The sequence below is a fragment of the Solibacillus sp. FSL W7-1436 genome (assembly GCF_038007305.1).
Lineage (GTDB): Bacteria > Bacillota > Bacilli > Bacillales_A > Planococcaceae > Solibacillus.
The window spans coordinates 2,956,091-2,981,730 of the sequence record NZ_JBBOWV010000001.1; the positions used below are offsets into that span (position 1 = coordinate 2,956,091).

Consider the following 25,640-nt stretch of genomic DNA (forward strand, 5'->3'; position numbering starts at 1 on the left):
TTCACATGCCCGTACCTCTTTCTGACGAGAGGTACGGGCATTTTTTATTTTTTAAATGGAGGGTGTTAACATGCAAAAAGGAAAAATCTTTGTTGTAGGGTTTGGTCCTGGAGATCGGGAGCATATAACAAAACGCGCAGTCGATGCTCTACAGCAAAGTGACCATATTATGGGCTATAAGACGTATGTGGAACTGATCGAGCATTTAGTGACGGCGAAAACCATTGTCAGTACAGGAATGACAGAGGAAGTATCACGTGCCCAGGAAGCTGTAAAACAGGCTGAAGCCGGTCATATAGTTGCTGTTATTTCCAGTGGGGATGCGGGTGTATACGGAATGGCAGGGCTCGTATACGAAGTATTAATCGAAAAGGGCTGGACTGCAAAAGAAGGCATTGAAGTGGAAGTAGTTCCGGGAATATCTGCGATTAACTCCTGTGCAAGTTTACTAGGCGCTCCTGTTATGCATGATTCTTGCACAATTAGTTTAAGTGACCACTTAACACCGTGGACGGTCATCGAAAAACGGATTGAGGCAGCTGCAATGGCAGACTTTGTCGTTGCGTTCTACAATCCGAAATCCGGCAGACGCACAAGACAAATTGTTGAAGCACAGCGTATTTTGCTGAAGTATCGTTCTCCTGATACACCTGTTGGACTAGTAAAAGCTGCTTACCGGGATACACAGGATATTGTGTTAACAACATTGGCAGAGATGCTGGAACATGATATCGGAATGCTGACAACGGTCGTCGTGGGGAACTCTTCAACATTTTACTATGACAATAAAATCATTACACCGCGCGGCTATCAGCGAAAATATACATTAGGTGATGAAAAACAGCTGTTAAAACCGCACCAGCGATTGAAAAAAGAAGCGGAACCATGGGCATTGGATCAGGAAACGGGTGAATCGAAGACCGGGTATGAAAAAATTGTAGCAATCGAGAAAAAAACAGTTGAACCAGCAGCGGATATTAAAGCAAATGCATTACAGCTGGCAAATGAAGCACTAACGCTCGTACATAAAGAAACATCTGCTGTAAAAGTTGAAGAAAACCCTTTTTTAGTGCAGCAACAGGTGGAATCCATCTTTGAGTTTGCTGTATCACCGGGTGTTGCCAATAAAATGATTACACCCCATCAAATGATTACATTGGCAGAGGTTGTCGGAGAAAGAGGTACGATGGAGTATACGCCTGACCACCGTCTTGTACTGAAGGTACCGACCGATTCGCCTGAAAAACTGGTCAAAACAGTGGAACAAACAGGTTTACTCGTTCAACCGGTCGGTGACGTAGTAATCGTCAAGGCGTGTGATTTCTGTTACGGGGAAAAAGCGGAATCCATTCCATATGCCGAACAGATCATGGAAACGCTCGGTGGCATTAAAATGCCGAAAGAGCTGCACGTCGGTTTTAATGGATGTGGTATGGCATGTTATCGCGCGGTTTTTGATGATATCGGTATTGTATACCGCAAGAAAAAGTTCGATTTGTTTATCGGTTCCAAGCCAGTAGGACGAACAGCTCATGCCGCACAACCTGTTTTAGAAGGAATCGATCCGGAAAAACTGATTCCTTTACTAACAGACATTGTTGCGGACTATAAAGAACATGCGCATCCGAATGAACGTTTCTTCAAATATTTCAAACGTGTGAAGAAAATACTGAATTTCAATTATGTCGACATGTCATGCAAAATTAAAGTGGAAGAAGCCCCTTGTGGAGATTAGGTGAACTGATGATTTTATTTCTAGCAGGAACAAGTGATGCAAGAGAGCTGGCGGTTCAGTTAATGAAAGCTGGCTATGATTTGGTAGCGACTGTTGTTACGGATTCTGCTGCTGCAAGTCTACAGGAAGCGAAAGTTCCGTATCATGTCGGCCGTTTAAATGAGCAGCAAATGAAGGAACTGATCGAAGAACGACACGTAACAACGGTTGTGGATGCAAGTCATCCGTATGCAGAAGAGGCTTCAAAAACAGCGATGGCTGCTGCAGATTTAACGGGTATTCCCTATATCCGATATGAACGTCCTCAGCAGAGCTATGTAAATCCGCTCGTGACGGAAGTGGAAACATATAAAGAAGCGGCAATTGTTGCATCCGCACATTCAGGAACAGTTATGTTGACGACAGGCAGTAAAACGCTTGCCGTTTTTACAGAGCAATTATTACAGAACGAAAATATTCGTCTCGTATGCCGGATGCTGCCAAATAAAGAGAATATGGATAAATGCGATGCACTTGGTGTGAAACAGCGCGATATTATCGCAATTCAAGGACCGTTTTCTAAAGCATTGAATAAAGCGCTTTACGAGCAATTCAGCACAACGCTCATTATTACAAAGGAAAGCGGAAAAGTCGGATCGGTCGACGAGAAGATGGAGGCGGCTTTAGAGCTTGGGATTCCCGTTATTTTAATTAAAAGACCAAAAATCCAATATGAAAATGTATGCACTTCATTCGAGAAAGTGTTTGAAAAATTAGGAGGCAAATAACAATGGCAAATATGAACTTTAATACAGAATTCGTACCACTTACAGTAGACCCGGACAAAATATATGACTACAGTTTTGCAATCATCAAAGAAGAAATGGGTGAACATTCATTTACAGATGAACAATGGCTTGTCGTTCGCCGCGTTATTCATGCTTCGGCAGACTTCGAATTGGGGCGCAGCATGATTTTTACGGATGATGCGATAGAAGCGGGCATTCAGTCAATTTTAGCTGGACGTCATGTTGTAGCAGATGTCCAGATGATCGAAAGTGGTTCAGGGCGCAAACGATTCCAAAAACATGGCGGGGATTTACATTGTTATATTGCGGATGAAGACGTATCAATCGAAGCAAAAAAACTTGGAACAACGCGTGCCATTATTTCGATGCAAAAAGCGACGCAACTGCAGGAAGGCGGTATTTATGCAATCGGTAATGCCCCGACAGCTTTACTTGAACTGATTCGCCTGATTAAAGAAGGCCTTGCAAAGCCGGATTTAATTATCGGAATGCCGGTTGGGTTCGTATCGGCAGCAGAATCCAAAGCGGAATTAGCGATTTTAGAAGGTATTCCGTTTATAACGAATGTAGGAAGAAAAGGTGGCAGTACTGTAACCGTCGCAGCATTAAATGCCATCTCAATCATGGCAGATGAACGAGCAAAAGAAGCGAAATAAAAAAGACCCGTCAGAAATGCGTCACGGCTATACAACAGGAGCTTGTGCAACTGCGATGACAAAGGCTGCCTTGTACGCACTTGTGACCGGAGAAGTTCCTGAACATGTAACGATTCATTTACCTGTCGGGAAGGATGCCACATTTACGGTGGCATCCTTTGCAGTAAAAGACAATGAAGTGATGTGTGAAACGATTAAGGATGCCGGGGACGATCCGGATGCAACACATAAAGCACGCATTCAAAGTACGGTTCGCTTTGTAGAAAAAAGCGGTGTCCATCTGGACGGTGGAATCGGTGTCGGTCGTGTGACAAAAGCAGGACTGCCCGTCCCTGTCGGTGAAGCGGCAATTAATCCTGTTCCACGAAAAATGCTTCATGGTGTCGTCGAAGAAGCGATTCAACTATTCCAGATTGACAAAGGGATCGAAGTAATTATTTCCGTTCCGGACGGTGAGGAAATTGCGAAGAAGACGTTAAATGCAAGGCTTGGTATTCTGGGCGGCATTTCTATTTTAGGTACGCGCGGTACGGTCGTGCCCTTTTCAAGTTCTGCCTATATGGCAAGTATCGTGCAGGCAATCAGTGTTGCAAAAGAAGCAGGCTGTGATCACCTTGTCATTACAACTGGCGGACGCAGTGAAAAATTTGCGATGAAGCAATATCCTCATTTGCCGGAAGAAGCATTTATCGAGATGGGGGATTTCGTCGGTTTTACATTAAAACACATCGCCCGTAAAGAGATTGCCCAAGTATCGCTTGTCGGAATGATGGGGAAATTTTCGAAAGTTGCACAGGGGGTCATGATGGTGCATTCGAAAAGTGCGCCGATCAGCTTCCCGTTTTTGGCGGAAATCGCGACAAAAGCAGGAGCCGATAAGGGAATCATCGAGCAAATATTAGAGGCGAATACCGCATCGCAAGTAGGGGAAATCATGCAGGGCAATGACCAGTTTTTTGAAGCGCTATGTAAAAACTGCTGCTACTTTGCTCTAGATCATATGAAAGCGAAATTACGTGTCTCCACAACACTGTACGCAATGAACGGAGATATGCTAGGAAAGGCTGAGAATATTGAACAATTGGATGAAAACGATTGGTATCGGGGATAACGGACCAGCAAGTTTACTCCCACAATATATCGCTTGGATCCACTCAAGTGAAGTACTCGTTGGCGGTCAACGTCATCTTGACTTTTTTCCGGATTACACCGGCGAGAAGATCATGATAAAAGGTGGACTGTCACGACTCGTGGAAAAGCTGCAGGCAGAAACGAGAAACGTCGTCATTTTAGTATCAGGCGACCCGCTGTTTTACGGATTAGGCGGAGTTCTGGCGAAGAAGCTCCCATTAGAAATTTACCCGTATGCAAGCTCTGTTCAATTAGCATTTACAAAAATGCAGGAAAGCTGGCAGGATGCCTATTTAACGAGTGTTCACGGGAGGTCATTGAAAGGGCTTGCCCAAAAAATCGATGGCCGAAAAAAAATAGCGATATTGACAGATGAAGAAAATTCACCGAATGCAATTGCCCGCTATTTAAAAGCATTCGGCATGACCGAATACGATGCGTTTGTGGCTGAAAACTTGGAAGGTCCATCAGAACGGTGTCGTCATCTTTCTTTGGATGAAATGGAGAATACCGTATTTTCACCATTGAATGTCGTTATTTTAAAGCAGCGTGAAGCTGTTGAGCGCGCGTCAATCGGTATTGAAGATGACCAATTTATTCAGCGAAAACCGGATAAAGGGCTCATCACGAAAAAGGAGATCCGTGTACTTTGTCTACAAGCGCTGCAATTAAAAGAAACAAGTATCGCGTGGGACATTGGGACATGCACAGGCTCCGTTGCCATTGAAATGGCGAAAATTGCCCGTGAAGGTCAAGTATATGCGATCGAAAAAAATGAAGCCGATTTGGAAAACTGTCTTCAAAATCAGCATATTCATCGTACGGATTTTACAGCTATTTTAGGAAAAGCACCGGAAAGGTTAGAGGAATTTCCTGATCCGGACGCCATTTTCATCGGTGGAAACGGCGGCAATATGGAGCAGTTACTGCAATTATGTGTCGATCGATTGAAGCCGAATGGCCGCATTGTGATGAACATCGCGACGATTGAAAATTTGGCAGAAGCTATGGGTCATTTTAAAAAGTTCAACTGTAATGTATCTGTACTGCAGGCACAAATATCAAAAAGTAAGCCCATTTTAAATTTAACGCGTTTTGAGCCGTTAAATCCAATTTTTATCGTAACAGCACAGAAAGGAATGGAATTATGACAATCGGTACATTAATCGGATTAGGTGTTGGACCAGGAGATCCGGAACTTATTACAGTAAAAGCTTTTCGAATGCTGAAAGAATGCCCGGTCATTGCCTATCCGCAAAAATTGCGCGGCAGTAAATCGTATGCACAGCGAATAATCGATGTGTACGTCAATCCGGCGGAAAAGGAAATGCTTGGGCTTGTATTCCCGATGACAAAAGACGAGGATACATTGCAGGAAGCATGGTCTAAATCCGCAGATAAAATCTATGCACATTTAAAAGAAGGTCGGGATGTCGCTTTTGTAACAGAAGGAGATCCGATGCTTTTTAGTACATATATACACTTGATGAAATTGATGAAGGAAATGCATCCCGACGTCCCGATGAAGTCGATTGCTGGAATTTCTTCGTTTAATGGAACGGCCAATCGCTTAAGCATTCCATTGGCAGACGGCGATGACCATGTAGCAATGATTCCGGCAACTTCGGATATGGCAGAGATGCGCCGTGTTATCGAGACACATGACGGGATTGTGTTCATTAAGGTAGCGAAAGTACTGGATGACATGCTCGATTTACTTAAAGAGATGAACTTACTTGAAAAAACGCATGTCGTGACAAAAGTAACATCAGATGAAGAAATAATTTGGAATACGAATGAATTGCGTGGCGCGGAGCTCAATTACTTATCATGTATGGTGGTGCGAAAATAATGAAGAAAATTTGGATTATAGGTGCAGGTCCCGGCGATCCGGAATTAATTACCGTGAAAGGCCTTAAATTGCTTCAACAGGCCGATGTTGTCATGTATACAGATTCATTAGTTAGTGAAACTCTAGTTGCCGAAGCCCGAGCGGATGCAGAAGTGATCCGTACTGCAGGCATGCATTTACAGGAGATGGTCGATTGCATCGTCGAACGCGTCAATGCGGGGAAAACGGTAGTGCGTTTACATACAGGTGACCCGGCAATGTACGGAGCAACAATGGAGCAAGTTGCATTGTTAAAAAACCATAATATCGGCTATGACGTAGTTCCAGGGGTGAGTTCCGTCTTTGCTGCAGCCGCAGCCGTAGGAGCCGAATTGACGGTACCTGACTTAACGCAAACTTTGATCTTAACACGAGCAGAAGGACGTACACCGGTACCCGAGCGTGAAAAACTGCAAGCTTTGGCAAGCCATCATTGCACGATTGCGATGTTTTTAAGTGCCACATTGACGAAAAAGATTACAAAAGAGCTGCAGGCTGCGGGCTGGTCGGATGATACGCCGGTTGCTGTTATTCAACGTGCTTCATGGCCGGACCAAAAAATTGTTCGTACGACAATTGCCGAACTGGATGAAGCGATGCGCGCAAATGGAATTCGCAAACATGCGATGATTTTAGCCGGCTGGGCACTTGATCCGACTATCCATGAGAAAGATTACCGTTCAAAATTATATGATGCTACATTTACACATGGTTTCCGTAAAGGTGTGAAAGTCGATGATTAACTTACGTGAAGGGGAAATACCGGAAGTTCGCGTCACAAAACCTTATGCACTTGTAGCCATTACTAAGCACGGTGTTGCGAATGCGCGAAAGTATGCGGAGAAGTTTCCGTATGTCGATGTATATTATATGAAGAAATTCGAACAGGGCGATGAGGACGAAAAAAATATTCAGCTATTTGACGGGACGGTGCGCCTGCTGCTCCCTGCATTATTTAAAGCATATAAGTCGATGATACTGATTATTTCCCTTGGTGCAGTAGTCCGTATGATTGCCCCGATTCTAGTAGACAAAAAGAAAGATCCGGGTGTTCTCGTTGTGGACGACAAAGGACAATATGTCGTGAGTGTTCTTTCCGGACATATCGGTGGTGCGAATGCCCTGACAAATGAGTTTGCACAAGCGATCGATGCGACTCCGATTGTAACAACAGCATCAGATGTGCAAAAAACAATCGCGGTCGATTTATTTGGTGCACGGTACGGATGGGTTTGGGATAGTGAAGAGAAATTAACGCCCGTCAGTGCTTCGGTAGTGAATGAGGAACAGGTTGCAATTGTGCAGGAAACCGGTGAAAAAAATTGGTGGCTGCATGAGACACCGATGCCCGATACGCTGAAGATTTACAGCACGACAGAAGAAGCGATAGCGGCAAAACCACATGCGACACTGCTTATTACCGATCGCATTATCGAAAAAGAGGAAGAAGTATTACTTGAAAACGGTGTCATTTACCGCCCAAAATCCATTGTATTAGGTATGGGTTGTAATCGAGGGACATCTGCCGAAGAAATTGAACAATTAATTGATGAAACGCTATCAGAACTGAAGCTGAGCAAAAAAAGCGTCAAGGCAATCGCGACAATCGATTTAAAAAAGGATGAGCCCGGTTTCCTGCAAGTAACGGCAAGGAACAACTGGCAGTTTATTACGTATACACCGGCAGAGCTGAATGAAATGCCGCTGCAAAATCCATCTGAAACGGTCTTTAAATTTACAGGGGCATACGGAGTCAGTGAACCTGCAGCATTACGGTGTGCCAATGCGACAGATTGGCTTCTGGAAAAAAAGAAATGCGGCAATGCAACCATCTCCGTTGCACGAATTACTTTTGATGAGGAGGAGGTAACGGAATGAATCGATTCGTATTAGCTGGAACTGGAAGTGGCGTAGGAAAAACGACATTTACAATTGGGATTATGCGTGCACTGATGAAGCGCGGCTTAACTGTTCAAGGTTTTAAATGTGGTCCGGATTATATCGATCCTACGTATCATACAGCTGTAACGAAGCGGGTTTCACGCAATATTGACAGTTATATGATGTCAGAGGATGTTGTACGCACAATTGTCTCGAGAAACAGTATGGATTCAGATGTTTCAATTATTGAAGGGGTAATGGGATTTTACGATGGGAAGTCGCCATTATCGAATGAAGGATCGGCGGCACATATTAGTGAAATTACAAACAGTCCGGTGATTTTAGTTCTCAACGCAGCGAGTATGGCCCGAAGTGTCGCTGCTGTTGTAAAAGGATTCCAGCAGTTGGATGAGAATGCTCAGATCGTTGGGGTTATTGCCAATCAGTTGGGAAGTAAAGGCCACTATGAAATTATTAAAACAGCGATCGAGCATGAATGCAATGTCCCAGTTCTCGGCTATTTGCAAAAAGGTGCGGTGCCGGCATTGCCGAGCCGCCATTTAGGTTTAGTTCCGGCAATTGAACGAGGAGAGCTCGATCCATATTTCGATGAGCTTGCAGAAGCTATCGAAGCAACGGTCGATCTGGACTTATTGTTACAAGTCACAAAAGCGGCCGAATTGGACCAGACTTCAAAGATTTTTGAATCACAAGATAACATGCAAGAAATTCATTTAGCGGTTGCAAAAGATGCAGCATTCAATTTTTATTACGAAGAAAATTTTGAATTACTAAAGGCTAACGGTGCAAAACTGCATTTCTTTTCGCCGCTTGACAATGAACCGGTTCCTGAACAGGCACAAGGTTTATATATTGGCGGAGGGTTCCCCGAAGAATTTGCAGACAAGCTTGCACAGAATGAACAGGCAAAAAATTCGATCAAATTAGCGATTGAAAAAGGAATACCGACACTTGCTGAGTGCGGCGGCTTCATGTATTTAACGGAAGAAATTTTCAACCGTGAAGGAAATGGCTACAAAATGCTTGGTGTCATTCCGGGGATCGTTCGTATGCAAAATAAGCTGGCGGCATTAGGCTACAGAGAAATTACCGGTGTGGAGGGGAACTTTTTAATCGGTGAACAGGAGTTTGCAAAAGGGCACGAATTCCATTATTCCGTTTATGAAGGAAATCACGAAACACCTGCGTATTTCACAAAAGGACGCTTTGGGGCGAAACAGGAAGGGTACTCACATGGAAATCTAGTCGCTGGATATACACATTTTCATTTCGCATCCAATCCGCAACTCGTGAAAAATTGGTTGGCAGCTTGTTTGGAGGTAAGCGTATGAGTTATTTTCCGTTAATGATTAATATCGATTATAAGAAAGTGGTAATTGTCGGTGGAGGCAATGTAGCCCGTCAAAAAGTGGAAGCATTATTACCTACGAATGCCCACATTACCATCGTCAGTCCGACAGTAACGGATAGGTTAAAGAATTATATAACTGAAGGCAGAGCAGTCTGGAAACAAAAACGTTTTGAACCGGCTGATTTAGACGATGCAGCTCTCATTTTTGCGGCAACTAATGACGAATCGGTAAACGATGCCGTGGAAGAAGCGACACAGCATTGGCAGTTATTAAATCGTGCAGATGCTTTAGGACGTATGGACTTTATGAACCCTGCCGTTGTCCGCAGAGGAGATTTTGTTGTCACGGTTTCGACAACCGGTGCAAGTCCGGCACTTACCAGAAAAGTAAAAAGGGACTTAGAGGGACAATACGATGAAAGTTATGCACAGTATGTTGCATTTTTAAAGGAAGCGCGTCTACTCATTCTTAAAAATTATGAAGGCGATGCCAAAAAAGCAGCGCTTGCTCAATTACTTGAACCTGAAATACTGGATTGGATTGAGCAAAAGAATGAGGAAAAATGTGCGCAGTTTTTACGTCAGATTGAAGCGGGAGAAGTCAATTGAGTGGATTTGTTTATATAGTGGGTGCTGGACCGGGTGATCCGAAATTACTGACAATCCGTGCTTTAGAGTGCATTCAGGTAGCGGATGTCATTTTATATGACAGATTAGTGAACCCCGAAATTTTAAAACACGCAACACCCCACTGTGAATTAATTTATTGTGGCAAAGAACCGGGAAAGCATGGCCTGATCCAGGACGAAATTCATCGTGTGCTGGTAGAAAAAGCACAGCAGAACAAGCAGGTTGTCCGTCTAAAAGGCGGCGATCCATTCGTCTTTGGACGAGGCGCAGAAGAAGCAGCTATTCTTCGGTACGAGAAAATAGATTTTGAAATTGTCCCGGGCATTACTGCAGGAATCGCGGCACCGGCATATGCAGGCATACCTGTTACACATCGCGATTATGCGACAAGCTTTGCGATTGTAACCGGGCATGGCCGTGAGGAAAAGGGGCAGGATTTTTTAAGCTGGGCAAGTCTCGCACAAATCGATACGATTGCATTTTATATGAGTATTGGCAATATCGAACATATTACAAAAAGCCTTATTACACACGGAAAGAAACCGACAACACCTGTTGCAGTGATTGAATGGGGAACAACAAGCAATCAGCGTACAATTACAGGTCAATTAGAGACGATTTCCGAACAGATTCAGCAGCAAAAAATGCTTAACCCTTCGATGATTTTAGTCGGGGATGTCGTAGGAATGCGTGAAGAAATTGCATGGTTTAATGAAAGGATTGAGACAACATGTTAGAAGCATTAAAAAAACGACGTGCGGTTCGTCAATTTTTACCAATGGAAGTAGAGCGGGAAAAAATTGAACAATTATTGGAAGCAGCTACGTATGCACCGAATGACCGCATGCGCGAACCTTGGCGATTTTACATATTGCAGGGAGACAGTTTAAAGCGTTTTGAACAAGTAGCACTCGATTATTTACAGCAGCGCTTCCCGACAAAACCAAACTTGGTGGAAAGCTCGATGCAGGCGGTTACAAAGACACCGCTCATCATTGTCGTCACTTCTGCTGTAGTAGACGGAGATGATGGTGCGACACTGGACAATAAATTCGCTGTCAGCAGTGCGATTATGTCGATGTGGCTAATGGCTGAAGCGCTCGGTTTAGGCATGGTGTGGCGGACACGCGGCGTCGGTCTTGTACATGACACGGCTTTGCATGAATTTATCGGGGCATCGGATGCCGAACACCTTGTCGGTACGTTATGTATCGGTTATCCGGAAGAACCGGTATCTACGGAGAAAAAACGGACACCATTTGTTGAAAAAACAACTTGGGTATAAGGGGGCAATTTCATGGCGAGAAAAGGAATGCTGCTCGTATATACGGGTGAAGGAAAAGGCAAAACAACCGCTTCATTAGGTGTGACGTTGCGTGCAATCGGGCGTGGTATGAATGTGAAATATTTTCAGTTTATTAAATCGCCGCAACGTACATATGGAGAACAAATTGCACTTCGTAAATTAGGTGTCGAAACCGTTCAGCTCGGCATTGGTTTTACATGGACAAAAACACCGGAAGAACATAGAGAAGCGTTAAAAAAGGCTTGGCAAATTGTAAAAAAAGAGTTGCAGGATGAAACGACTGATTTACTAGTTTTAGATGAGTTAAATAATGCATTGGCGATTTCAAAATTCCCGATTGATGATGTTTTACCTTTAGAAGAAGTAATTGAAGTAATCCGTAATCGACCGGCCACAATGCATTTAGTCGTTACAGGACGATCAGCACATCCGGATTTGATTGCAATGGCTGATCTGGTATCAACCGTTGATGCGACAAAACATTATTACAGCGAGCAGGACGTCACAGCGATGAAGGGGCTGGAGTTTTAGTGCAGGCAATCATGATTCAGGGCACCTCATCCGATGTGGGGAAAAGTGTACTATGTACAGCACTATGTCGCATTTTAGTTAATGACGGTTACCGGGTTGCGCCGTTTAAATCTCAAAATATGGCACTTAATTCGTATATTACGAAAGACGGTGGAGAGATTGGACGTGCACAAGGGGTTCAGGCGGAAGCTGCAAAAATTGACGCAACAACGGATATGAATCCGATTTTACTGAAGCCAAAAGGGGATATGGTATCAGAAGTGATTCTGCATGGTAAACATTTTGCAAATATGAATGCGGTCAGTTATCGTGAACAATTTGTAGAAGAGGTCATGCCTGAAGTTCGTACATCACTTGAACGTTTATCGGAGAACTATGATGTTCTTGTTTTGGAAGGTGCGGGAAGTCCCGCGGAAATTAATTTGAAAAGCCGTGATATTGCCAATATGCGAATGGCTCATGAAACCGATGCGTCTGTTATTTTAGTTGCCGACATTGAACGGGGCGGTGTTTTTGCATCACTTGTCGGAACGCTGATGTTATTGGACGATGTGGAAAGAGCACGTGTCAAAGGAATCATTATCAATAAGTTTCGTGGCATGAAAGAACTGCTGACAAATGGAATCGAGTGGCTGGAAGAGTATACAGGGATTCCTGTACTTGGCGTTATTCCTTATTTTGATGTTCAAATTGAGGCTGAAGATTCTATGGCGCTATCCAGCCTGCGCTTGAAAAAGCCACAGCAGCATGAATTTGCGATTGATGTCGCTGTCATCCGGTTTCCACGCATCTCCAATTTTACCGATATAGATCCTTTGTTTGAAGAACCGGGGGTAGGTGTGCGCTTTGTTACCAACCTAAGCGATTTAAAAAATCCGGATGTCATAATTTTACCGGGAACTAAAAATACGGTGGAAGATTTTTTATGGCTGCAGCAAACCGGGTTGATGCAAGGAATTTTACAGTTAGCGCATCAACATGTCCGTATTATCGGTATATGTGGAGGTTACCAGATGCTCGGTGAAATGATTTTTGATGAGCAGGCGGTTGAAAGCACTGGCGGAACGTACTTGACTTTAGGTCTGCTGCCGATTGAAACAACATTTATCGATCGTAAGCAAACACTTCAAGTTTCCGGAAGAAGCTGTACAGGTCATGAGATTGAAGGTTATGAAATCCATTTAGGTCGCAGTGTAGCAACGAAACCGTTGAAGCCTTTCATCCAATTTTATGACGGTCGGACAGATGGTGTCTATACGGAGCAAGTATTTGGTACATATGTACACGGGATTTTCCAAAATCGCTCATTCACACGTGATTATTTTAATGCAATCCGTATGCAAAAAGGGATCGAACCCATTTCAGGAGATGTCTTATCCGATTTTGAACGGCGCGAACAAGCGTATGAAATGCTGGACCGCCATGTGCGGGAGCATCTGGATATGGAGAAGATTTATTCGTTTATTTCGGAAACTACAGTTGAAAAGAGGTGAGGTTGATGGCTGTTTTACATGGGCCGCTCGCAATAGATTTTGAGCAGCTCTGGAAGGAAGGGATGCTCGACTGGCATGGGAATATGCCGGAACGGATGAAAAATGATGCGTTGGAAGAAGCCTTTTGGGCCCAATCAATGCAAAAAAAATCCTATAAGCAAACGGATGCACATGCCGTTCCAATTTATGAGAAGATTCGTCAGTACATACCTAAGGGTGCAAGCTGTCTGGAAATGGGCCCCGGTTGGGGGAATTATACATTTCCTCTAAGAGAAGATGTCGGAAAACTGACATTAGTTGATGGCTCAAGGAGTGTTTTGGACTACTTGCAGCAGTATTTCATAGAAGACGATGCGGTAAATTTTGTTCATGCAAAGTGGGAAGAAGCCGATGTCGAACAGCATGATATAGTCATCGGTGTCAATTGCTATTACCGGATATATGAAATGAATAAGGCACTGCTGAAAATGAATGACCGGGCAAAGAAACGAGCGATCATCGGGTTAACGACAGGACCGATCCAGCCACATTATGATGTGTTAGCGAAAGAATATCATTATGAGATTAAATATCCGAGAAGAGATTATATTGAAATTTTAAATATGCTGTATCAGTTAGGGATTTATGCAGATTGCGAAATGTTGGCATTGGAACGCATGTATTCCTATGAAAGTTATGATGCATTGTATGCGGCACAAAGTAAAAAAATCTTAACGGATTCATTTGATTGGCAGCATGTAAAAGAAGCGCTTGCCCGGTATGTTACAGAAGAGGAAGACAGAATTGTATACCGTCATAAATTTTATGCGGCGATTATTAGTTGGGAGCCGGTAAAGTAAAATGAACAAAAATAAATTTTGGCTATGGATGCCTATTCTAGTCGTTGTGCTCTTAGCATCCATTATAGGAGCGATTATGGTAGGTTCTGTAGGAATCACACCCCAGTTAATTATTGAAGTATTACTTTATAAAACAGGAATGTTGAGTGAAACAAATGCATCAAATGCCCAACAAGTCATCATTTGGGAAATTCGTGTACCGCGCGTGTTATTGGCACTTTTAGTAGGGGCTTCCCTAGCAATATCGGGCGCAGCAATCCAGGCTTTAGTAAAGAATTCGATTGCAGATCCATACATATTAGGTGTATCCTCGGGTGCTTCCGTCGGGGCGACTTCGGTCATTTTATTCGGGGCCTTCAGTTTTTTCGGTATATTTGCCTTATCGTTTGCCGCATTTCTAGGTGCCATTTTCGCCGTAATGATTGTCTTTTTACTTGCCCGCGTAAGCGGGAAAACTTCAATGATTCGATTGCTGTTATCGGGTATAGCGGTTTCCATGGTGTTGGGCGCCATGACAAACTTCATGTTAATGATTTCAAAAGAACAAGGCGGTGTTCAGGCTGTCATGTTTTGGATGCTTGGCAGTTTAGGGGGGGCAAAGTGGTCCAATATCGGAATACCTTTTATTACTTTTTGTATTGTATTTCCGTTATTGCTACTGAGCTACCGTCAACTGAACGCACTGTTGCTTGGTGAAGAAACAGCCTCGACGTTAGGGATCAATATTGAACGGTTCAGGCTGTTCATTATTATTATCGTGTCATTACTTACGGGCGTTGTTGTTGCGGTTAGCGGGAGTATCGGATTTGTCGGTCTCATTGTCCCGCATATTGTGCGCATGATTGTCGGGTCCAATTATAAAGTCGTTTTACCGCTGAGTGCGCTGGCTGGGGCCATTATTATCATATGGGCGGATATGGGGGCACGTATAGCCATTGCACCGGAAGAAATGCCGATTGGGATTATTACAGCATTATGCGGAAGCCCATTCTTTATTTGGATGCTTCGTCGTCAGCGCTATGCATTTGGGGAAGGAGAATAAAATGATCCAGCTACATAAAGTTCAATATTCGGTGGATGAAAAGGACATTTTGAAAAGCATTTCTTTTGAAATCATCGAAGGAAAATTTATAGGGATTATTGGTCCGAACGGCAGCGGAAAATCAACGATGCTTAAGATTTTGTACCGTCACCTGAAACAATCATCCGGCAAAGTAACTTTACATGAGCAGGAAGTTTGGGATATTTCCCCGAAAAAACTGGCGAGACAAATGGCGGTCGTTAGTCAGGAGTCAACTGTATTATTTGACTTTACTGTAAGAGATTTGGTGATGATGGGACGTACCCCATATAAAGGGTGGCTTAGCGCGGATAACTCTGAAGATGTGTTGATTGCGGACAGAAGTATGGAATTAGCCAATGTTGCCCATTTGGCGAACCGTACACTTAGCAATTTATCGGGAGGGGAGAAAAAGCGGGTCATGCTTGCACGTGCATTGGCACAGCAGGCAAGCATTCTTGTCCTGGATGAACCGACAAACCATTTGGATATTGAACACCAGCTTCATTTAATGGATTTAGTCAAAGATTTACCGATTACGATTATTGCGGCGTTACATGATTTAAATTTAGCTGCTGCTTATTGTGATGAGTTGATTGTTATGAACGGTGGAACATTACATATTCAAGGTACACCGGAAAATGTATTGACGACAACGATGTTAAAAGAAGTATTTAAAATTGATGCAGGGATTTCCAAAAATCCGTTTACAAAGAAAATGCATTTGTTTTTTTATACGAATCCAAAGATAGATACAAAAGGAGAAACACAATGAAACTACGTAAAAAAATTTGGGCACCGTTTGCTTTGGCATCCGCATTAATTTTAGGGGCATGTTCAAACGATGAGCCAACTGTAGAACAGGCAAAAGCGGATACCGAGGAAACGGTCCAGTCAGTAACAATTGAAAATGAAGGCTTATCCATTACATATGATGATGCACCAAAAAAAGCGATTTCCATTAACCAGCATGTAACGGAAGTGATGCTTGCACTTGGTTTGGAAGATTCAATGGTAGGAACAGCTTACTTGGATGACCAGATTTATCCTCCATTACAGGAAGCATATGACCAAGTTCCGGTAATGGCTGAACAATATCCTTCGAAAGAACAGATCATCTCGTCAGAAGCCGATTTCATTTATGGTGGATGGGCAAGTGCCTTCAATGAGAAAAACGTCATGTCACGTGAAGAAATGGAACAATTGGGAATTGGCAGTTACCTGCAGTCTTCCTCTGTAAAAGTCGCGCCGGAGCTAGAGGATATTTATACGGATATTCGTAATATCGCAAAAATCTTCCGTGTTGAAGAGCGCGGTGAAACATTGATAGAAGATATGAACGCAGATATTGAAAAGATTACAGAAAAAATTCCTGCAATGGACAAGCCAATCGATGTCCTAGTATTTGATAGTGGGGATAAAGATGTATTTACAGCAACACAGAACTTTATGAACACTTTAATTAAAATGGCCGGAGCAAATAATATTTTTGGGGATATCGAGAAAAACTGGGCAACGGTTTCAAAAGAAGATGCGGTTGAGCGTAATCCGGAATCTATCATTGTCATCGATTACGGTTCTACAACAGCAGAGGAAAAAATTAATTTCCTGAAAAATGATTCTGCACTGAGCCAAACACCGGCAGTACAAAATGAGCATTTTGTTGTTCTGCCATTATCGGCTGCATCAGAAGGTGTTCGAGTGGCAGAAGCGCTTGAAATTATTGCTAAAGGTCTTTACCCGGATTCATTCTGACCTTTCACAATCAAAGGGTATTAACTAGTCACAATAAGTGTAATTGATGAATGGGGGCGGTTTATATATGCAGGAATATGCTAAGAAAAATTTCGAGAAGGCGTTGCAGCTGCCGATGCCGAACAAGACTTATGCAAAGTTAAAAGCAATGGATGACTATATCGCATTAATTGTACGGCCCGGGTTAATAAACAAACACTTATCAAGTGATCAGCTGATTGTATTAGCGAATCTTGAAGAATCAGGCGCTGTAAAATATTCTGCCGGCCATAGTTTTATCGTTACTGTTCATCGTTCAAATGTGGAGCAGGCGATGGAAAAATTAACGGAAGTGAATTTGTATGTGGCATCCCAAACACCAAGTGCATTATTTAAATGTTGTGACTTTTGTGATGGGGATTTGTTAGACGGTTTACCACTTGCAAAGGACTTGCTGGAACAAGTTGAACAAATGCCGTTAAAAAACAGAGTTCGCATCGGTTTTAATGCATGTACAAAAGCATGCTATAATGCGGTCCAGGATGACCTGGCACTCATTTTTCATAATGGCAAAGTGGACGTTTACGGGGGCGCGATTCCAATGGGGAGACGTGCCAGTTCCGGGCAACTATTGTTAAAAAAAGTACCGGAAAACATAGTGATTGATGTTGTGAAAAATATATTAGAGAAGTACAATTCGTCATCAATAGATAAGTTTGCCGCATTCGTGGACAAAAATAAAACTTACTTTGATCAACTACAAAAAGGAGGACTCTATGACAACTTGGAATTTAAACCAAATGCAGCGCCATCTGTTAATTTGTAATGGGGCGACTTGCATGAGTGCCGGTGCGGAAGAAGTAACAAAGCAAATCCGGGATGAAATTCGCAAAAATCGCCTGGATGAAATGATTCATACGTCGCGTACCCGATGTAATGGGCGGTGTAAAGATAAATGCGTTGTCATCGATTATCCGAAAGGAACATGGTATTCCGTTCAAAACGAGGAAACCTCACGGGCCATTGTGCAGGATACCGCTGAAGAATCATCCATTATTTATTCGGTGGAACACGGGGAAAGAATCCGTCATGAAAATCGGATTAAAGGAATCGATAAATATAAAAAAGGAAGAGGACCATTGAAAAAAGCAGTATTATTTGTCGGGCATGGTAGTAGATTAGAGGCTGGAAATGAGGAAGTACGTCAGTTTGTCGAGCAGACGAAAACGTATATTGATCCAGCGCTACTAGTTGAAACTTGTTTTCTGGAATTTGCTTCACCGAATATAGAAGATGGGATTCAGCTATGTGTTGAAAGAGGCGCGGATGAAGTCCATGTAATTCCCATCATCTTATTACACGCAGGACACTCAAAAATGCACATCCCGGCCGAAATCGAACATGCAAGAGAGCATTTTCCGGATGTTCGCTTTACATATGGTCAAACAATTGGGATTCATGAAGAAATTTTCGAAATTCTTAAGTCGCGATTAACAGAAGTAGGCTTCAATCCTGATGAAAAACATGACGACACAGCTATTTTACTTATTGCTCGCGGCGGCAGTGATCCATATGCAAATGGCGATTTCTATAAAATTACCCGTTTATTGTGGGAAAAACTAGACGTTCCTATAGTAGAAAGTGCATTTATGGGCGTAACGACTCCATCAGTAGAACAAGGGGTTGAACGCTGTATCAGACTCGGTGCCAAAAAAATTGTGATGCTTCCATACTTCTTGTTTACAGGGGTGTTGATGGAACGAATGGCTAAAATGGTCCAGCAGTTTACAGAGCAATATGAAGATGTCGATTTTTTACTTGCAAATTATTTCGGCTACCATCCGAATTTGAAGAAAGTATTGTTGGAGCGCATGGAACAGGCACTGGACGGTACTTCTACAGGTATGACCGATTTAGAGAATTTCCGCAAATATGCAGAAGAACATGGATATGAACACCACCATCATTAATGAAATGCTACAATTTATCCAGAGCATCAATTATGCTCTGGAATTTTCATTTTATATTAATTGAATAAAGGAGCGAGGGACACGATGTATTTTATTATTTGTGTAACCGCAGTGCTCATCGATTGCATTGTTGGGGATCCGAAAAAATGGACGCACCCCGTCATTTATATCGGCAACATGATTACTTTTTTCGAAAGGAAATGGAATCATGGCGGTAAACGACGGATAAAAGGCTTGCTGACAGTTTTTCTCACGGTAAGTATTACAACGGGAACAGTGTTTTTAGTTGTTATTCTCGCAATGAAAGTTCATTTTATGCTTTGGCTGGCGGTCGAAATCTTTTTGATTAGTTTAGCCCTGGCACAGAAGTCGTTAAAAGAAGCAGCGATACTCGTTTACGATTCCTTGGAAGCGAACGATTTACCCGACGCAAGGAACTATTTAAGCTGGATTGTGGGCCGTGATACGAAACATTTGGATGAACCCGAAATTGTACGAGGTGTCATCGAAACAGTTTCGGAAAATACGAGTGACGGCGTGACTGCACCGCTCATGTACGCGTTATGTTTCGGGGCAACCGGTGCATGGTGCTATAAAGCGATTAATACGCTGGATTCGATGATCGGGTATAAAAATGAACGCTATGGGGAGTTTGGATATGCTGCTGCTAAATTGGATGATGTTGCGAATTATTTGCCCAGCAGAATTTCCGGGTGGTTCCTACTTCTATTTACGAAGTGTGAAATGAAACAGCCGCTAAAACACCGCTTTAAAAACTGGCTAAAAGATGCAAAAAAACATCCAAGCCCGAACAGCGGATATTTGGAAGCTGCTACTGCCGTTCAGTTAGGAATCCGTTTAGGCGGGTATAACCGTTATGGCGGGGTGGAATCATTTAGAGCTTATATGGGTGAACCATATGAAACGATGCAAAGAATACATATTAAAAAAGCGATCCAGCACATGTATGTATGTACATGGTGTGTTGTGATAACAGGGGGAATAATGTATGCAATTGCCTGCGCATGGAGCTAATGCAGCTGCGTTGTATAAAGCGATGAATGTAAAAATGCCGGAGCAGGTAATCGATGTTAGTGAAAATGTCAATTATCTGGGGGTACCGAAGCAAGTAGAGGAAGAGTGGCCGAACCTTTTTGTAAAAATTGCCGGATATCCGAATGAACAAGCCGAACCATTTCGTTCTAAAGCGGCAGAATTTCACAAAGTGGCAGTCCAACACGTTGTTGTGACAAACGGTGCAGCAGAATGTTTAATGGCTTTGGCGCAGTATTTCAAAGGAAAGGACATTGCTCTGTTACAGCCAACATTTTCGGAGTATGCAAGAACATTAAAACAGCAGGATTGTGTCATTCATTCTATTTTGGCAGAGGATTTTTGTCACTATCGGTTTAACAATGAATTGCTGGAAAAACAGCTGAAACAGGTCCATGCTTGTTATATTTGCAATCCGAATAATCCTACAGGCGTATTACTGAAAAAACATTGGATTGAACAGTTGATAAAAAAATTTCCGCATTGTAATTTTGTTGTCGATGAAGCGTTCATGGACTGGACCGATGAATCGGAGAGTGTCGTTTCATTAGTGAACACTTATCCTAATTTATTTGTCGTACGTTCCATGACGAAAATGTACGCGCTGGCTGGCATTCGTCTTGGTTATGTCATCGGACAAAACGCGGAAAAACTACGAAATTACTTGCCCCACTGGAATGTAAGCGCCATCGCAAATGAAATCGGCTGTCTCTGTTTACACGACAAGGATTTTGTAATGGAATCCCGTAAAACAAGCAGCAAATTACGCAGTCAGATGGTGGCGGACTTACAATTACTTGGTTGTAAAGTATCAGACAGTGCAGCAAATTTTTTGCTGTTTCAATTTCAGGAACAATATAATCCGGATGAAATGTTTAAATATTTATTGGAGCGGGGAATCGTTTTGCGCCATACAAGAAACTATGCCGGTCTTGACGGTAAATGGTTTCGAATCGCTGTCAAAAGTGAAGAAATCTGGACAAAGTGCAAGGATGAACTAACGAATTATGTCAAAAATCATTAACTACTACCGTCATGGAGAAACTGTCTGGAATAAAGAAGGGCGGCTGCAAGGATGGCTCGACTCGGAATTAACGGCAAAAGGAATGGAACAGGCAATGTCCGTTTCATGGAATCCGGAAATCGTATTTTCCAGTGATCTCACTCGGGCAGTAAAAACAGCACATCTCATGTTTCCTGACCATATCATTCATAAAAATAAAAATTTGCGTGAAATCAACTTAGGGCATTGGCAAGGCAGCTACATTAAGGAACTTCAACAGGATGAACAGTATTGTTGCTACATGAATTCACCTGAAATATTTATCAATACGACACAGGAATCTTTTCAAGACGTAACGAACCGAATGATCGCATTTCACCAGTATTTATTACAGTTACCGTATGAAAGAATCGCTGTCGTTTCTCACGGTGTTGCCATTGCCTGTTTGATGTCCGCGCTCCATAAACAGCCATACGACAAGCTATGGAGTTATTTGTTGAATGGTGCTGCTTGTTTTTCGATAGAAGGGAATAGCGAACAAGTACATAAAGATATTTTCGTACAGTAATAATGGGGGAGAACGATGATCTACGATGTTTGTGTAATCGGCGGTGGTCCCGCCGGAATGTTCAGTACATTTTATAGTGCATCTAGAAGGTTGAACACGGTATTAATTGAAGGCAATCATGAACTGGGGGGAAGACTGAATTTATTTTTAAACTATGAGATTTACGATATTCCCGGTCAGTTTGGGATTTTGGCACAGAATTATAAAAAAGCGCTGATTGAACAATTAAAAGTAAGTAAAGCTAATGTGTTCCTTGGAGAAATTGTTGAGGAAATTGAAAAGATTGACGAATTGTTTTATGTAACGACATCTAAGCAAACGATTCTAGCTAAAACTGTCATTGCGGCAACCGGCAATGGATTTAGTGAAGTAAAAAGAATCGAACATGCGCACATCTCGGAAAAAATACAGTATGACCCGCCAGCTTTCAAACAATATGATGGACCAATTGCAGTAATCGGACATACACCGATGGCAGCGGATTGGGCAATTCAGTTGATGGGTTATGGAAATGCGGTTACATTATATACCGACCAAGAGCTGAATTTACAGTCTATTTTAATGGATGGACTTGCCAACAATAACATTCCGGTTTATGATTTCGCAGATTTTAATGACCGGGCTTATGTGGCTGTCTTTTGCCATATTGGTTCAAAGAAACGTACGATTGATTTTAAAGGGCGCATAAAGCAAAGAGATAATGGTTTAACGAGTTTTGCGGATATTTTGTAGCAGGGGATGCCCGCTATGAGCAAGGTAAACTGAAACTTATACAAGGTGCAACACATGATGCCATGCAGGTAGTTGATTATTGCGGAGCAAAAAGACCACCAGTGCGGAACTTTAAGCCACTCAATGCGGACAATTGAGCCACCGAATGCGGAAACTTTGAGCCACTTACATATATTCCCTTAAACCTCCTGTATAATGAAGGAGCATACCAACAGGTATGACACTTCAGAACAGGAGGATTTTTTATGATTGATTACCGAAAGATATTAGCTCTTTCCTTCGACCAAATTAGCCAACGTACAATTAGCGCTAGTACCGGACACGCTCGCAATACCGTATCCGATGTCATCCAACGTGCCGCAAAGCTAAACGTCACCTCATTGAACGATACGATGACAAATGTGTGGCTTGAAGAGTATCTCTACCCAGAGAAACAGCCAATTGAAAAAGGTTACTGTCCAGTGGATTGGGAGTATGTACACAAGGAGCTGCAGAAAAAGCACGTCACGCTTAAATTGTTACATCATGAGTACGCAATAGCCGCAAAGGAGGCTAAAAAAATCCCTTATGCTTATCGTACATTCGCTGAAAAGTACGGTCATTATGCGCGAAAATTTAAATTAACCATGCCTTTAAAACGCAAACCAGGTGAAATTTTGGAAGTAGATTGGGCAGGCGCAACGCTTTCAATTCAAGATCGTGCAACAGGAGAGGACTTAACTGCCTATGTTTTTGTGGCTGCCTTACCTTACAGCCAAATGATGTATGTAGAAGCGTTTCTAGATATGACATCCGCCAACTGGTTGACAGCACATATCCACGCCTTTGATTACTTTGGAGGGGTTACAGAGACACTTGTGCCAGATAATTTAAAAACAGGTGTGATTAAAGCAAAGCGCGAAGAATCAGTTCTAAATGAAGCTTATCGTGAGCTGGCTGATCATTATCGCACGGTCATTGTGCCAAGTCGCGTACAAAAGCCAAAAGATAAACCAAGTGCCGAAGGTAGTGTGGGACATGCCTCACGGCAAATTATCGCTGCTTTACGCAACATACAGTGTTTTCACATCAATGAACTGAATCAACATATCGTTGAAAAACTTGAAGAAATCAACACCACCGATTTTCAAAAACGTCCTGGAACACGAAAAAGCGTATTTGAGGAAGAAGAGAAAAGCACTCTCCAACAACTTCCTCCAACACGCTTTAAGATGACGGAATGGAAAACCGCCAAGGTTCAACTGAACTACCACATCCAAGTTGAACGCATGTATTATTCCGTCCCTTACGAATACGCCCGTGAATCGGTAGATATTCGCTTAACAACAGATCTAATTGAAGTGTACTTTAAAGAAACTAGAATTGCATCCCATAAACGATTAAAAGGCAACGTTGGACAATATTCCACAAACATCGACCATATGCCTGACCATCATCGTTCATATGTGGAGCATAATCCAGAAAACAGCTCAAAATGGGCAGCAACCATCGGTCCATGTACAGAAAAGTATGTCGCGTATATTTTAGAAAATCATGTAGAGAAAAAGGCACTTCAAATTTTAAATACGCTACAAAATCTCACGAAAAAATACGCAGTTGAAGAACTTGAACAAGCGATTACTACGTTGCTTGAAATCTCATCTAACCCATCCAATACGGTTTTAAAGGGACTATTAGAAAGAACCAAACAAACGTCTAAAGCCAAAAATAAACCCAAAAAATCAACTACAGCTTCAACCGAAAATCATGGTTTTACACGTGGAGCTGCTTACTTTGGGAGGGAGAAAAAATGAGTAAACAAGAAACGTTACGTAAGCTTTCAGAAATGGGCTTAAGCGCAATGGCCGAACTTTATCAAGAAATGAGTCGAAATCAGTCTTATCGTGAGATGGACTTTGATGAACTTTTCAGTCTCTTAACGGATACCGAATACGATCGCCGCAAATCCAACAAACTTGCTCGTTTAATTAAACAAGCAACATTCAATGAGCCATCGGCTGCCATTGAAGATATTGAATACCACTCAGATCGCCATTTAGATAAAAAACTCATCTTAGAACTAGCCACAGGAAACTATATTCAAAATCACCACAATATCATTTTAATGGGCGCTTCAGGCAACGGAAAAAGCTATATAGCGAATGCATTCGGCATTCATGCCTGCCGTCAATTCCATAAAGTAAAATATATTCGCCTACCTGAGCTACTTGATGAATTAGCTGTAGCTAAATATGAAGCAGATGGCAGCTATCGAAAGCTCATTCAACACTATAAAAAAATCGATTTATTAATCATTGATGAATGGCTCTTAACAGAACTCACAGAAGAACAAGTTTTAAATGTCTTTGAAATCGTAGAAGCCCGTCTAAAACGAGCTTCTACGATCTTCTGTTCTCAATTTGCGCCGGAAGGCTGGTACGACAAACTTGGCCATGCCCAAATCGCAGATGCCATTTTAGACCGCATCGTCCATGATTCCTACCACATTTTAATTGATGGCGAAGTATCGATGCGCGAACGTCATGGACTAAAGCCCATCAAGCGCTAGTCCTCCATAGCATGAAAGAGGGAAACAAATCACTACTAGTAGTGGTTGTTTCCCTCTTATTTTTAACGAGTGGCTTAATCGTCCGCACTCGGTGGCTCAAAACTCCGCATTCACTGGTATAAAGTTCCGCACTGCTGGCTTAAACGCTCCGCAGTATTCAGGCAGTTAATGCTGCCTTTCAATATATACACGAAGGGGCCAATTACCAACCGATAGTTTCAACACATGACCCGATTTTTAAAGAATGGGTGAAAGAAGCATATTAAATAGGAAGAAACGCTATACCGGATATTTGGTATAGCGTTTCTTTTTTAGAATTTAAATGTATCGTCCGTAATAGGGGCCACTTTAGCCACCGCATAAGTTGCTCCTTTTTGGCTGAAGAAATCATAGGTTGACCCAGTATTGGAAATTCCGTTCATCACAATAGGGTTCACTTCCTCGTCAGGGAACATCGTGTCGAGCCCCAAGTTCATAAGTGCTTTATTCGCATTGTAGCGCACGTATTTTTTCACTTCAGGGGAAAGACCCGTTTCTGCATATAAATCATCGGTATACTTCATTTCATTTTGATATAAATCGAGTAAATATTCATAGCCCCACAAAGTTAGCTCCTGCTGTTTTTCCGCTGAAAACGTTTTGAAAATGTTCTGCGCGAAAAAGCCGACCGCTACTCCGTGAATTGATTCGTCCATGTTGTTCAAGTAAGTTCGTCATTC

At 42.5% G+C, this 25,640-nt stretch carries 27 protein-coding genes; 26 read left to right on the forward strand and 1 reads right to left on the reverse strand.

Annotated features, from left to right (window positions below; translation table 11 throughout):
• Positions 1 to 70 precede the first annotated feature (70 nt).
• The 26 genes from cobJ to istB all read left to right on the forward strand — a co-directional run bounded on the left by cobJ (position 71) and on the right by istB (position 24,921).
• Complete coding sequence (gene cobJ, locus MKX73_RS14485; protein ID WP_340718057.1) at positions 71 to 1,735, forward strand: precorrin-3B C(17)-methyltransferase; 1,665 nt, start codon at positions 71 to 73, stop codon at positions 1,733 to 1,735.
• Between the two features lie 8 nt (positions 1,736 to 1,743).
• Complete coding sequence (cobK, locus tag MKX73_RS14490) at positions 1,744 to 2,502, forward strand: precorrin-6A reductase (RefSeq protein ID WP_340718911.1); 759 nt, start codon at positions 1,744 to 1,746, stop codon at positions 2,500 to 2,502.
• A 2-nt stretch (positions 2,503 to 2,504) separates the two neighbouring features.
• Positions 2,505 to 3,179, forward strand: a complete 675-nt coding sequence (locus MKX73_RS14495) for a precorrin-8X methylmutase (RefSeq protein ID WP_079526266.1) — start codon at positions 2,505 to 2,507, stop codon at positions 3,177 to 3,179.
• Positions 3,154 to 4,290 carry a cobalt-precorrin-5B (C(1))-methyltransferase gene (locus MKX73_RS14500; protein WP_340718912.1) on the forward strand — a complete coding sequence of 379 codons (1,137 nt, stop codon included), beginning with the start codon at positions 3,154 to 3,156 and terminating at the stop codon, positions 4,288 to 4,290. Before MKX73_RS14495 ends, MKX73_RS14500 begins: the two co-directional genes overlap by 26 nt.
• A complete protein-coding gene (cbiE, locus tag MKX73_RS14505) occupies positions 4,265 to 5,461 on the forward strand; it encodes a precorrin-6y C5,15-methyltransferase (decarboxylating) subunit CbiE (protein WP_340718913.1) in 1,197 nt (398 codons plus the stop codon). Before MKX73_RS14500 ends, cbiE begins: the two co-directional genes overlap by 26 nt.
• A complete protein-coding gene (cobI, locus tag MKX73_RS14510; protein ID WP_339176145.1) occupies positions 5,458 to 6,162 on the forward strand; it encodes a precorrin-2 C(20)-methyltransferase in 705 nt (234 codons plus the stop codon). The genes cbiE and cobI overlap by 4 nt, the downstream gene beginning before the upstream one ends.
• The gene (cobM, locus tag MKX73_RS14515) at positions 6,162 to 6,944 is read left to right on the forward strand and encodes a precorrin-4 C(11)-methyltransferase (protein WP_340718058.1); all 783 of its coding nucleotides are present in this window, start codon (positions 6,162 to 6,164) and stop codon (positions 6,942 to 6,944) included. Before cobI ends, cobM begins: the two co-directional genes overlap by 1 nt.
• Positions 6,937 to 8,079, forward strand: coding sequence for a cobalt-precorrin 5A hydrolase (locus MKX73_RS14520; protein ID WP_340718059.1), 1,143 nt, complete (start codon positions 6,937 to 6,939; stop codon positions 8,077 to 8,079). Before cobM ends, MKX73_RS14520 begins: the two co-directional genes overlap by 8 nt.
• A complete protein-coding gene (locus tag MKX73_RS14525) occupies positions 8,076 to 9,434 on the forward strand; it encodes a cobyrinate a,c-diamide synthase (protein ID WP_340718060.1) in 1,359 nt (452 codons plus the stop codon). The genes MKX73_RS14520 and MKX73_RS14525 overlap by 4 nt, the downstream gene beginning before the upstream one ends.
• The gene (locus MKX73_RS14530) at positions 9,431 to 10,063 is read left to right on the forward strand and encodes a precorrin-2 dehydrogenase/sirohydrochlorin ferrochelatase family protein (protein WP_340718061.1); all 633 of its coding nucleotides are present in this window, start codon (positions 9,431 to 9,433) and stop codon (positions 10,061 to 10,063) included. Before MKX73_RS14525 ends, MKX73_RS14530 begins: the two co-directional genes overlap by 4 nt.
• Positions 10,060 to 10,821: a uroporphyrinogen-III C-methyltransferase gene (gene cobA, locus MKX73_RS14535; RefSeq protein WP_339176151.1), complete on the forward strand. Its 762-nt coding sequence runs from the start codon at positions 10,060 to 10,062 to the stop codon at positions 10,819 to 10,821. Before MKX73_RS14530 ends, cobA begins: the two co-directional genes overlap by 4 nt.
• Positions 10,815 to 11,369 carry a nitroreductase family protein gene (locus MKX73_RS14540; RefSeq protein WP_079526284.1) on the forward strand — a complete coding sequence of 185 codons (555 nt, stop codon included), beginning with the start codon at positions 10,815 to 10,817 and terminating at the stop codon, positions 11,367 to 11,369. Before cobA ends, MKX73_RS14540 begins: the two co-directional genes overlap by 7 nt.
• A 12-nt stretch (positions 11,370 to 11,381) precedes the next feature.
• The gene (locus tag MKX73_RS14545) at positions 11,382 to 11,921 is read left to right on the forward strand and encodes a cob(I)yrinic acid a,c-diamide adenosyltransferase (RefSeq protein WP_079526286.1); all 540 of its coding nucleotides are present in this window, start codon (positions 11,382 to 11,384) and stop codon (positions 11,919 to 11,921) included.
• The gene (locus MKX73_RS14550) at positions 11,921 to 13,414 is read left to right on the forward strand and encodes a cobyric acid synthase (protein WP_340718062.1); all 1,494 of its coding nucleotides are present in this window, start codon (positions 11,921 to 11,923) and stop codon (positions 13,412 to 13,414) included. Before MKX73_RS14545 ends, MKX73_RS14550 begins: the two co-directional genes overlap by 1 nt.
• A gap of 5 nt (positions 13,415 to 13,419) precedes the next feature.
• Positions 13,420 to 14,253, forward strand: a complete 834-nt coding sequence (locus MKX73_RS14555) for a class I SAM-dependent methyltransferase (RefSeq protein ID WP_340718063.1) — start codon at positions 13,420 to 13,422, stop codon at positions 14,251 to 14,253.
• Between the two features lies 1 nt (position 14,254).
• Positions 14,255 to 15,295, forward strand: a complete 1,041-nt coding sequence (locus tag MKX73_RS14560) for a FecCD family ABC transporter permease (RefSeq protein ID WP_340718064.1) — start codon at positions 14,255 to 14,257, stop codon at positions 15,293 to 15,295.
• Between the two features lies 1 nt (position 15,296).
• Positions 15,297 to 16,088 (forward strand): ABC transporter ATP-binding protein, encoded by a 792-nt coding sequence (locus tag MKX73_RS14565; protein WP_340718065.1) that lies wholly within the window; start codon positions 15,297 to 15,299, stop codon positions 16,086 to 16,088.
• Complete coding sequence (locus tag MKX73_RS14570) at positions 16,085 to 17,068, forward strand: ABC transporter substrate-binding protein (protein ID WP_340718066.1); 984 nt, start codon at positions 16,085 to 16,087, stop codon at positions 17,066 to 17,068. The genes MKX73_RS14565 and MKX73_RS14570 overlap by 4 nt, the downstream gene beginning before the upstream one ends.
• 67 nt (positions 17,069 to 17,135) lie before the next feature.
• Positions 17,136 to 17,873, forward strand: a complete 738-nt coding sequence (locus MKX73_RS14575) for a sulfite reductase (RefSeq protein ID WP_340718067.1) — start codon at positions 17,136 to 17,138, stop codon at positions 17,871 to 17,873.
• Positions 17,824 to 19,017: a CbiX/SirB N-terminal domain-containing protein gene (locus tag MKX73_RS14580; RefSeq protein WP_340718068.1), complete on the forward strand. Its 1,194-nt coding sequence runs from the start codon at positions 17,824 to 17,826 to the stop codon at positions 19,015 to 19,017. The genes MKX73_RS14575 and MKX73_RS14580 overlap by 50 nt, the downstream gene beginning before the upstream one ends.
• An 84-nt stretch (positions 19,018 to 19,101) precedes the next feature.
• The gene (cbiB, locus tag MKX73_RS14585) at positions 19,102 to 20,052 is read left to right on the forward strand and encodes an adenosylcobinamide-phosphate synthase CbiB (protein WP_340718069.1); all 951 of its coding nucleotides are present in this window, start codon (positions 19,102 to 19,104) and stop codon (positions 20,050 to 20,052) included.
• Complete coding sequence (locus tag MKX73_RS14590; RefSeq protein WP_340718070.1) at positions 20,027 to 21,094, forward strand: pyridoxal phosphate-dependent aminotransferase; 1,068 nt, start codon at positions 20,027 to 20,029, stop codon at positions 21,092 to 21,094. Before cbiB ends, MKX73_RS14590 begins: the two co-directional genes overlap by 26 nt.
• Complete coding sequence (locus MKX73_RS14595) at positions 21,078 to 21,641, forward strand: histidine phosphatase family protein (RefSeq protein WP_340718071.1); 564 nt, start codon at positions 21,078 to 21,080, stop codon at positions 21,639 to 21,641. The genes MKX73_RS14590 and MKX73_RS14595 overlap by 17 nt, the downstream gene beginning before the upstream one ends.
• Before the next feature lie 15 nt (positions 21,642 to 21,656).
• Positions 21,657 to 22,373, forward strand: coding sequence for an NAD(P)/FAD-dependent oxidoreductase (locus MKX73_RS14600; protein ID WP_340718072.1), 717 nt, complete (start codon positions 21,657 to 21,659; stop codon positions 22,371 to 22,373).
• A 245-nt stretch (positions 22,374 to 22,618) separates the two neighbouring features.
• Positions 22,619 to 24,166: an IS21 family transposase gene (gene istA, locus MKX73_RS14605; protein WP_340717332.1), complete on the forward strand. Its 1,548-nt coding sequence runs from the start codon at positions 22,619 to 22,621 to the stop codon at positions 24,164 to 24,166.
• Positions 24,163 to 24,921, forward strand: a complete 759-nt coding sequence (istB, locus tag MKX73_RS14610) for an IS21-like element helper ATPase IstB (protein WP_340717333.1) — start codon at positions 24,163 to 24,165, stop codon at positions 24,919 to 24,921. The genes istA and istB overlap by 4 nt, the downstream gene beginning before the upstream one ends.
• A 311-nt stretch (positions 24,922 to 25,232) precedes the next feature.
• Here istB and MKX73_RS14615 read toward each other — a convergent pair whose 3' ends face one another.
• Entirely contained in the window at positions 25,233 to 25,616 is a 384-nt protein-coding gene (locus MKX73_RS14615) for a ribonucleotide-diphosphate reductase subunit beta (protein ID WP_254865327.1), read from the reverse strand.
• Positions 25,617 to 25,640 lie beyond the last annotated feature (24 nt).

Bases quoted from the DNA above. Each gene is read 5' to 3' on its own strand.
- cobJ (WP_340718057.1), top strand. From the start codon at position 71: ATGCAAAAAGGAAAAATCTTTGTTGTAGGGTTTGGTCCTGGAGATCGG.
- cobK (WP_340718911.1), top strand. From the start codon at position 1,744: ATGATTTTATTTCTAGCAGGAACAAGTGATGCAAGAGAGCTGGCGGTT.
- MKX73_RS14495 (WP_079526266.1), top strand. From the start codon at position 2,505: ATGGCAAATATGAACTTTAATACAGAATTCGTACCACTTACAGTAGAC.
- MKX73_RS14500 (WP_340718912.1), top strand. From the start codon at position 3,154: ATGAACGAGCAAAAGAAGCGAAATAAAAAAGACCCGTCAGAAATGCGT.
- cbiE (WP_340718913.1), top strand. From the start codon at position 4,265: ATGAAAACGATTGGTATCGGGGATAACGGACCAGCAAGTTTACTCCCA.
- cobI (WP_339176145.1), top strand. From the start codon at position 5,458: ATGACAATCGGTACATTAATCGGATTAGGTGTTGGACCAGGAGATCCG.
- cobM (WP_340718058.1), top strand. From the start codon at position 6,162: ATGAAGAAAATTTGGATTATAGGTGCAGGTCCCGGCGATCCGGAATTA.
- MKX73_RS14520 (WP_340718059.1), top strand. From the start codon at position 6,937: ATGATTAACTTACGTGAAGGGGAAATACCGGAAGTTCGCGTCACAAAA.
- MKX73_RS14525 (WP_340718060.1), top strand. From the start codon at position 8,076: ATGAATCGATTCGTATTAGCTGGAACTGGAAGTGGCGTAGGAAAAACG.
- MKX73_RS14530 (WP_340718061.1), top strand. From the start codon at position 9,431: ATGAGTTATTTTCCGTTAATGATTAATATCGATTATAAGAAAGTGGTA.
- MKX73_RS14540 (WP_079526284.1), top strand. From the start codon at position 10,815: ATGTTAGAAGCATTAAAAAAACGACGTGCGGTTCGTCAATTTTTACCA.
- MKX73_RS14545 (WP_079526286.1), top strand. From the start codon at position 11,382: ATGGCGAGAAAAGGAATGCTGCTCGTATATACGGGTGAAGGAAAAGGC.
- MKX73_RS14555 (WP_340718063.1), top strand. From the start codon at position 13,420: ATGGCTGTTTTACATGGGCCGCTCGCAATAGATTTTGAGCAGCTCTGG.
- MKX73_RS14560 (WP_340718064.1), top strand. From the start codon at position 14,255: ATGAACAAAAATAAATTTTGGCTATGGATGCCTATTCTAGTCGTTGTG.
- MKX73_RS14565 (WP_340718065.1), top strand. From the start codon at position 15,297: ATGATCCAGCTACATAAAGTTCAATATTCGGTGGATGAAAAGGACATT.
- MKX73_RS14570 (WP_340718066.1), top strand. From the start codon at position 16,085: ATGAAACTACGTAAAAAAATTTGGGCACCGTTTGCTTTGGCATCCGCA.
- MKX73_RS14575 (WP_340718067.1), top strand. From the start codon at position 17,136: ATGCAGGAATATGCTAAGAAAAATTTCGAGAAGGCGTTGCAGCTGCCG.
- MKX73_RS14580 (WP_340718068.1), top strand. From the start codon at position 17,824: ATGACAACTTGGAATTTAAACCAAATGCAGCGCCATCTGTTAATTTGT.
- cbiB (WP_340718069.1), top strand. From the start codon at position 19,102: ATGTATTTTATTATTTGTGTAACCGCAGTGCTCATCGATTGCATTGTT.
- MKX73_RS14590 (WP_340718070.1), top strand. From the start codon at position 20,027: ATGCAATTGCCTGCGCATGGAGCTAATGCAGCTGCGTTGTATAAAGCG.
- MKX73_RS14595 (WP_340718071.1), top strand. From the start codon at position 21,078: ATGTCAAAAATCATTAACTACTACCGTCATGGAGAAACTGTCTGGAAT.
- MKX73_RS14600 (WP_340718072.1), top strand. From the start codon at position 21,657: ATGATCTACGATGTTTGTGTAATCGGCGGTGGTCCCGCCGGAATGTTC.
- istA (WP_340717332.1), top strand. From the start codon at position 22,619: ATGATTGATTACCGAAAGATATTAGCTCTTTCCTTCGACCAAATTAGC.
- istB (WP_340717333.1), top strand. From the start codon at position 24,163: ATGAGTAAACAAGAAACGTTACGTAAGCTTTCAGAAATGGGCTTAAGC.
- MKX73_RS14615 (WP_254865327.1), bottom strand. From the start codon at position 25,616: ATGGACGAATCAATTCACGGAGTAGCGGTCGGCTTTTTCGCGCAGAAC.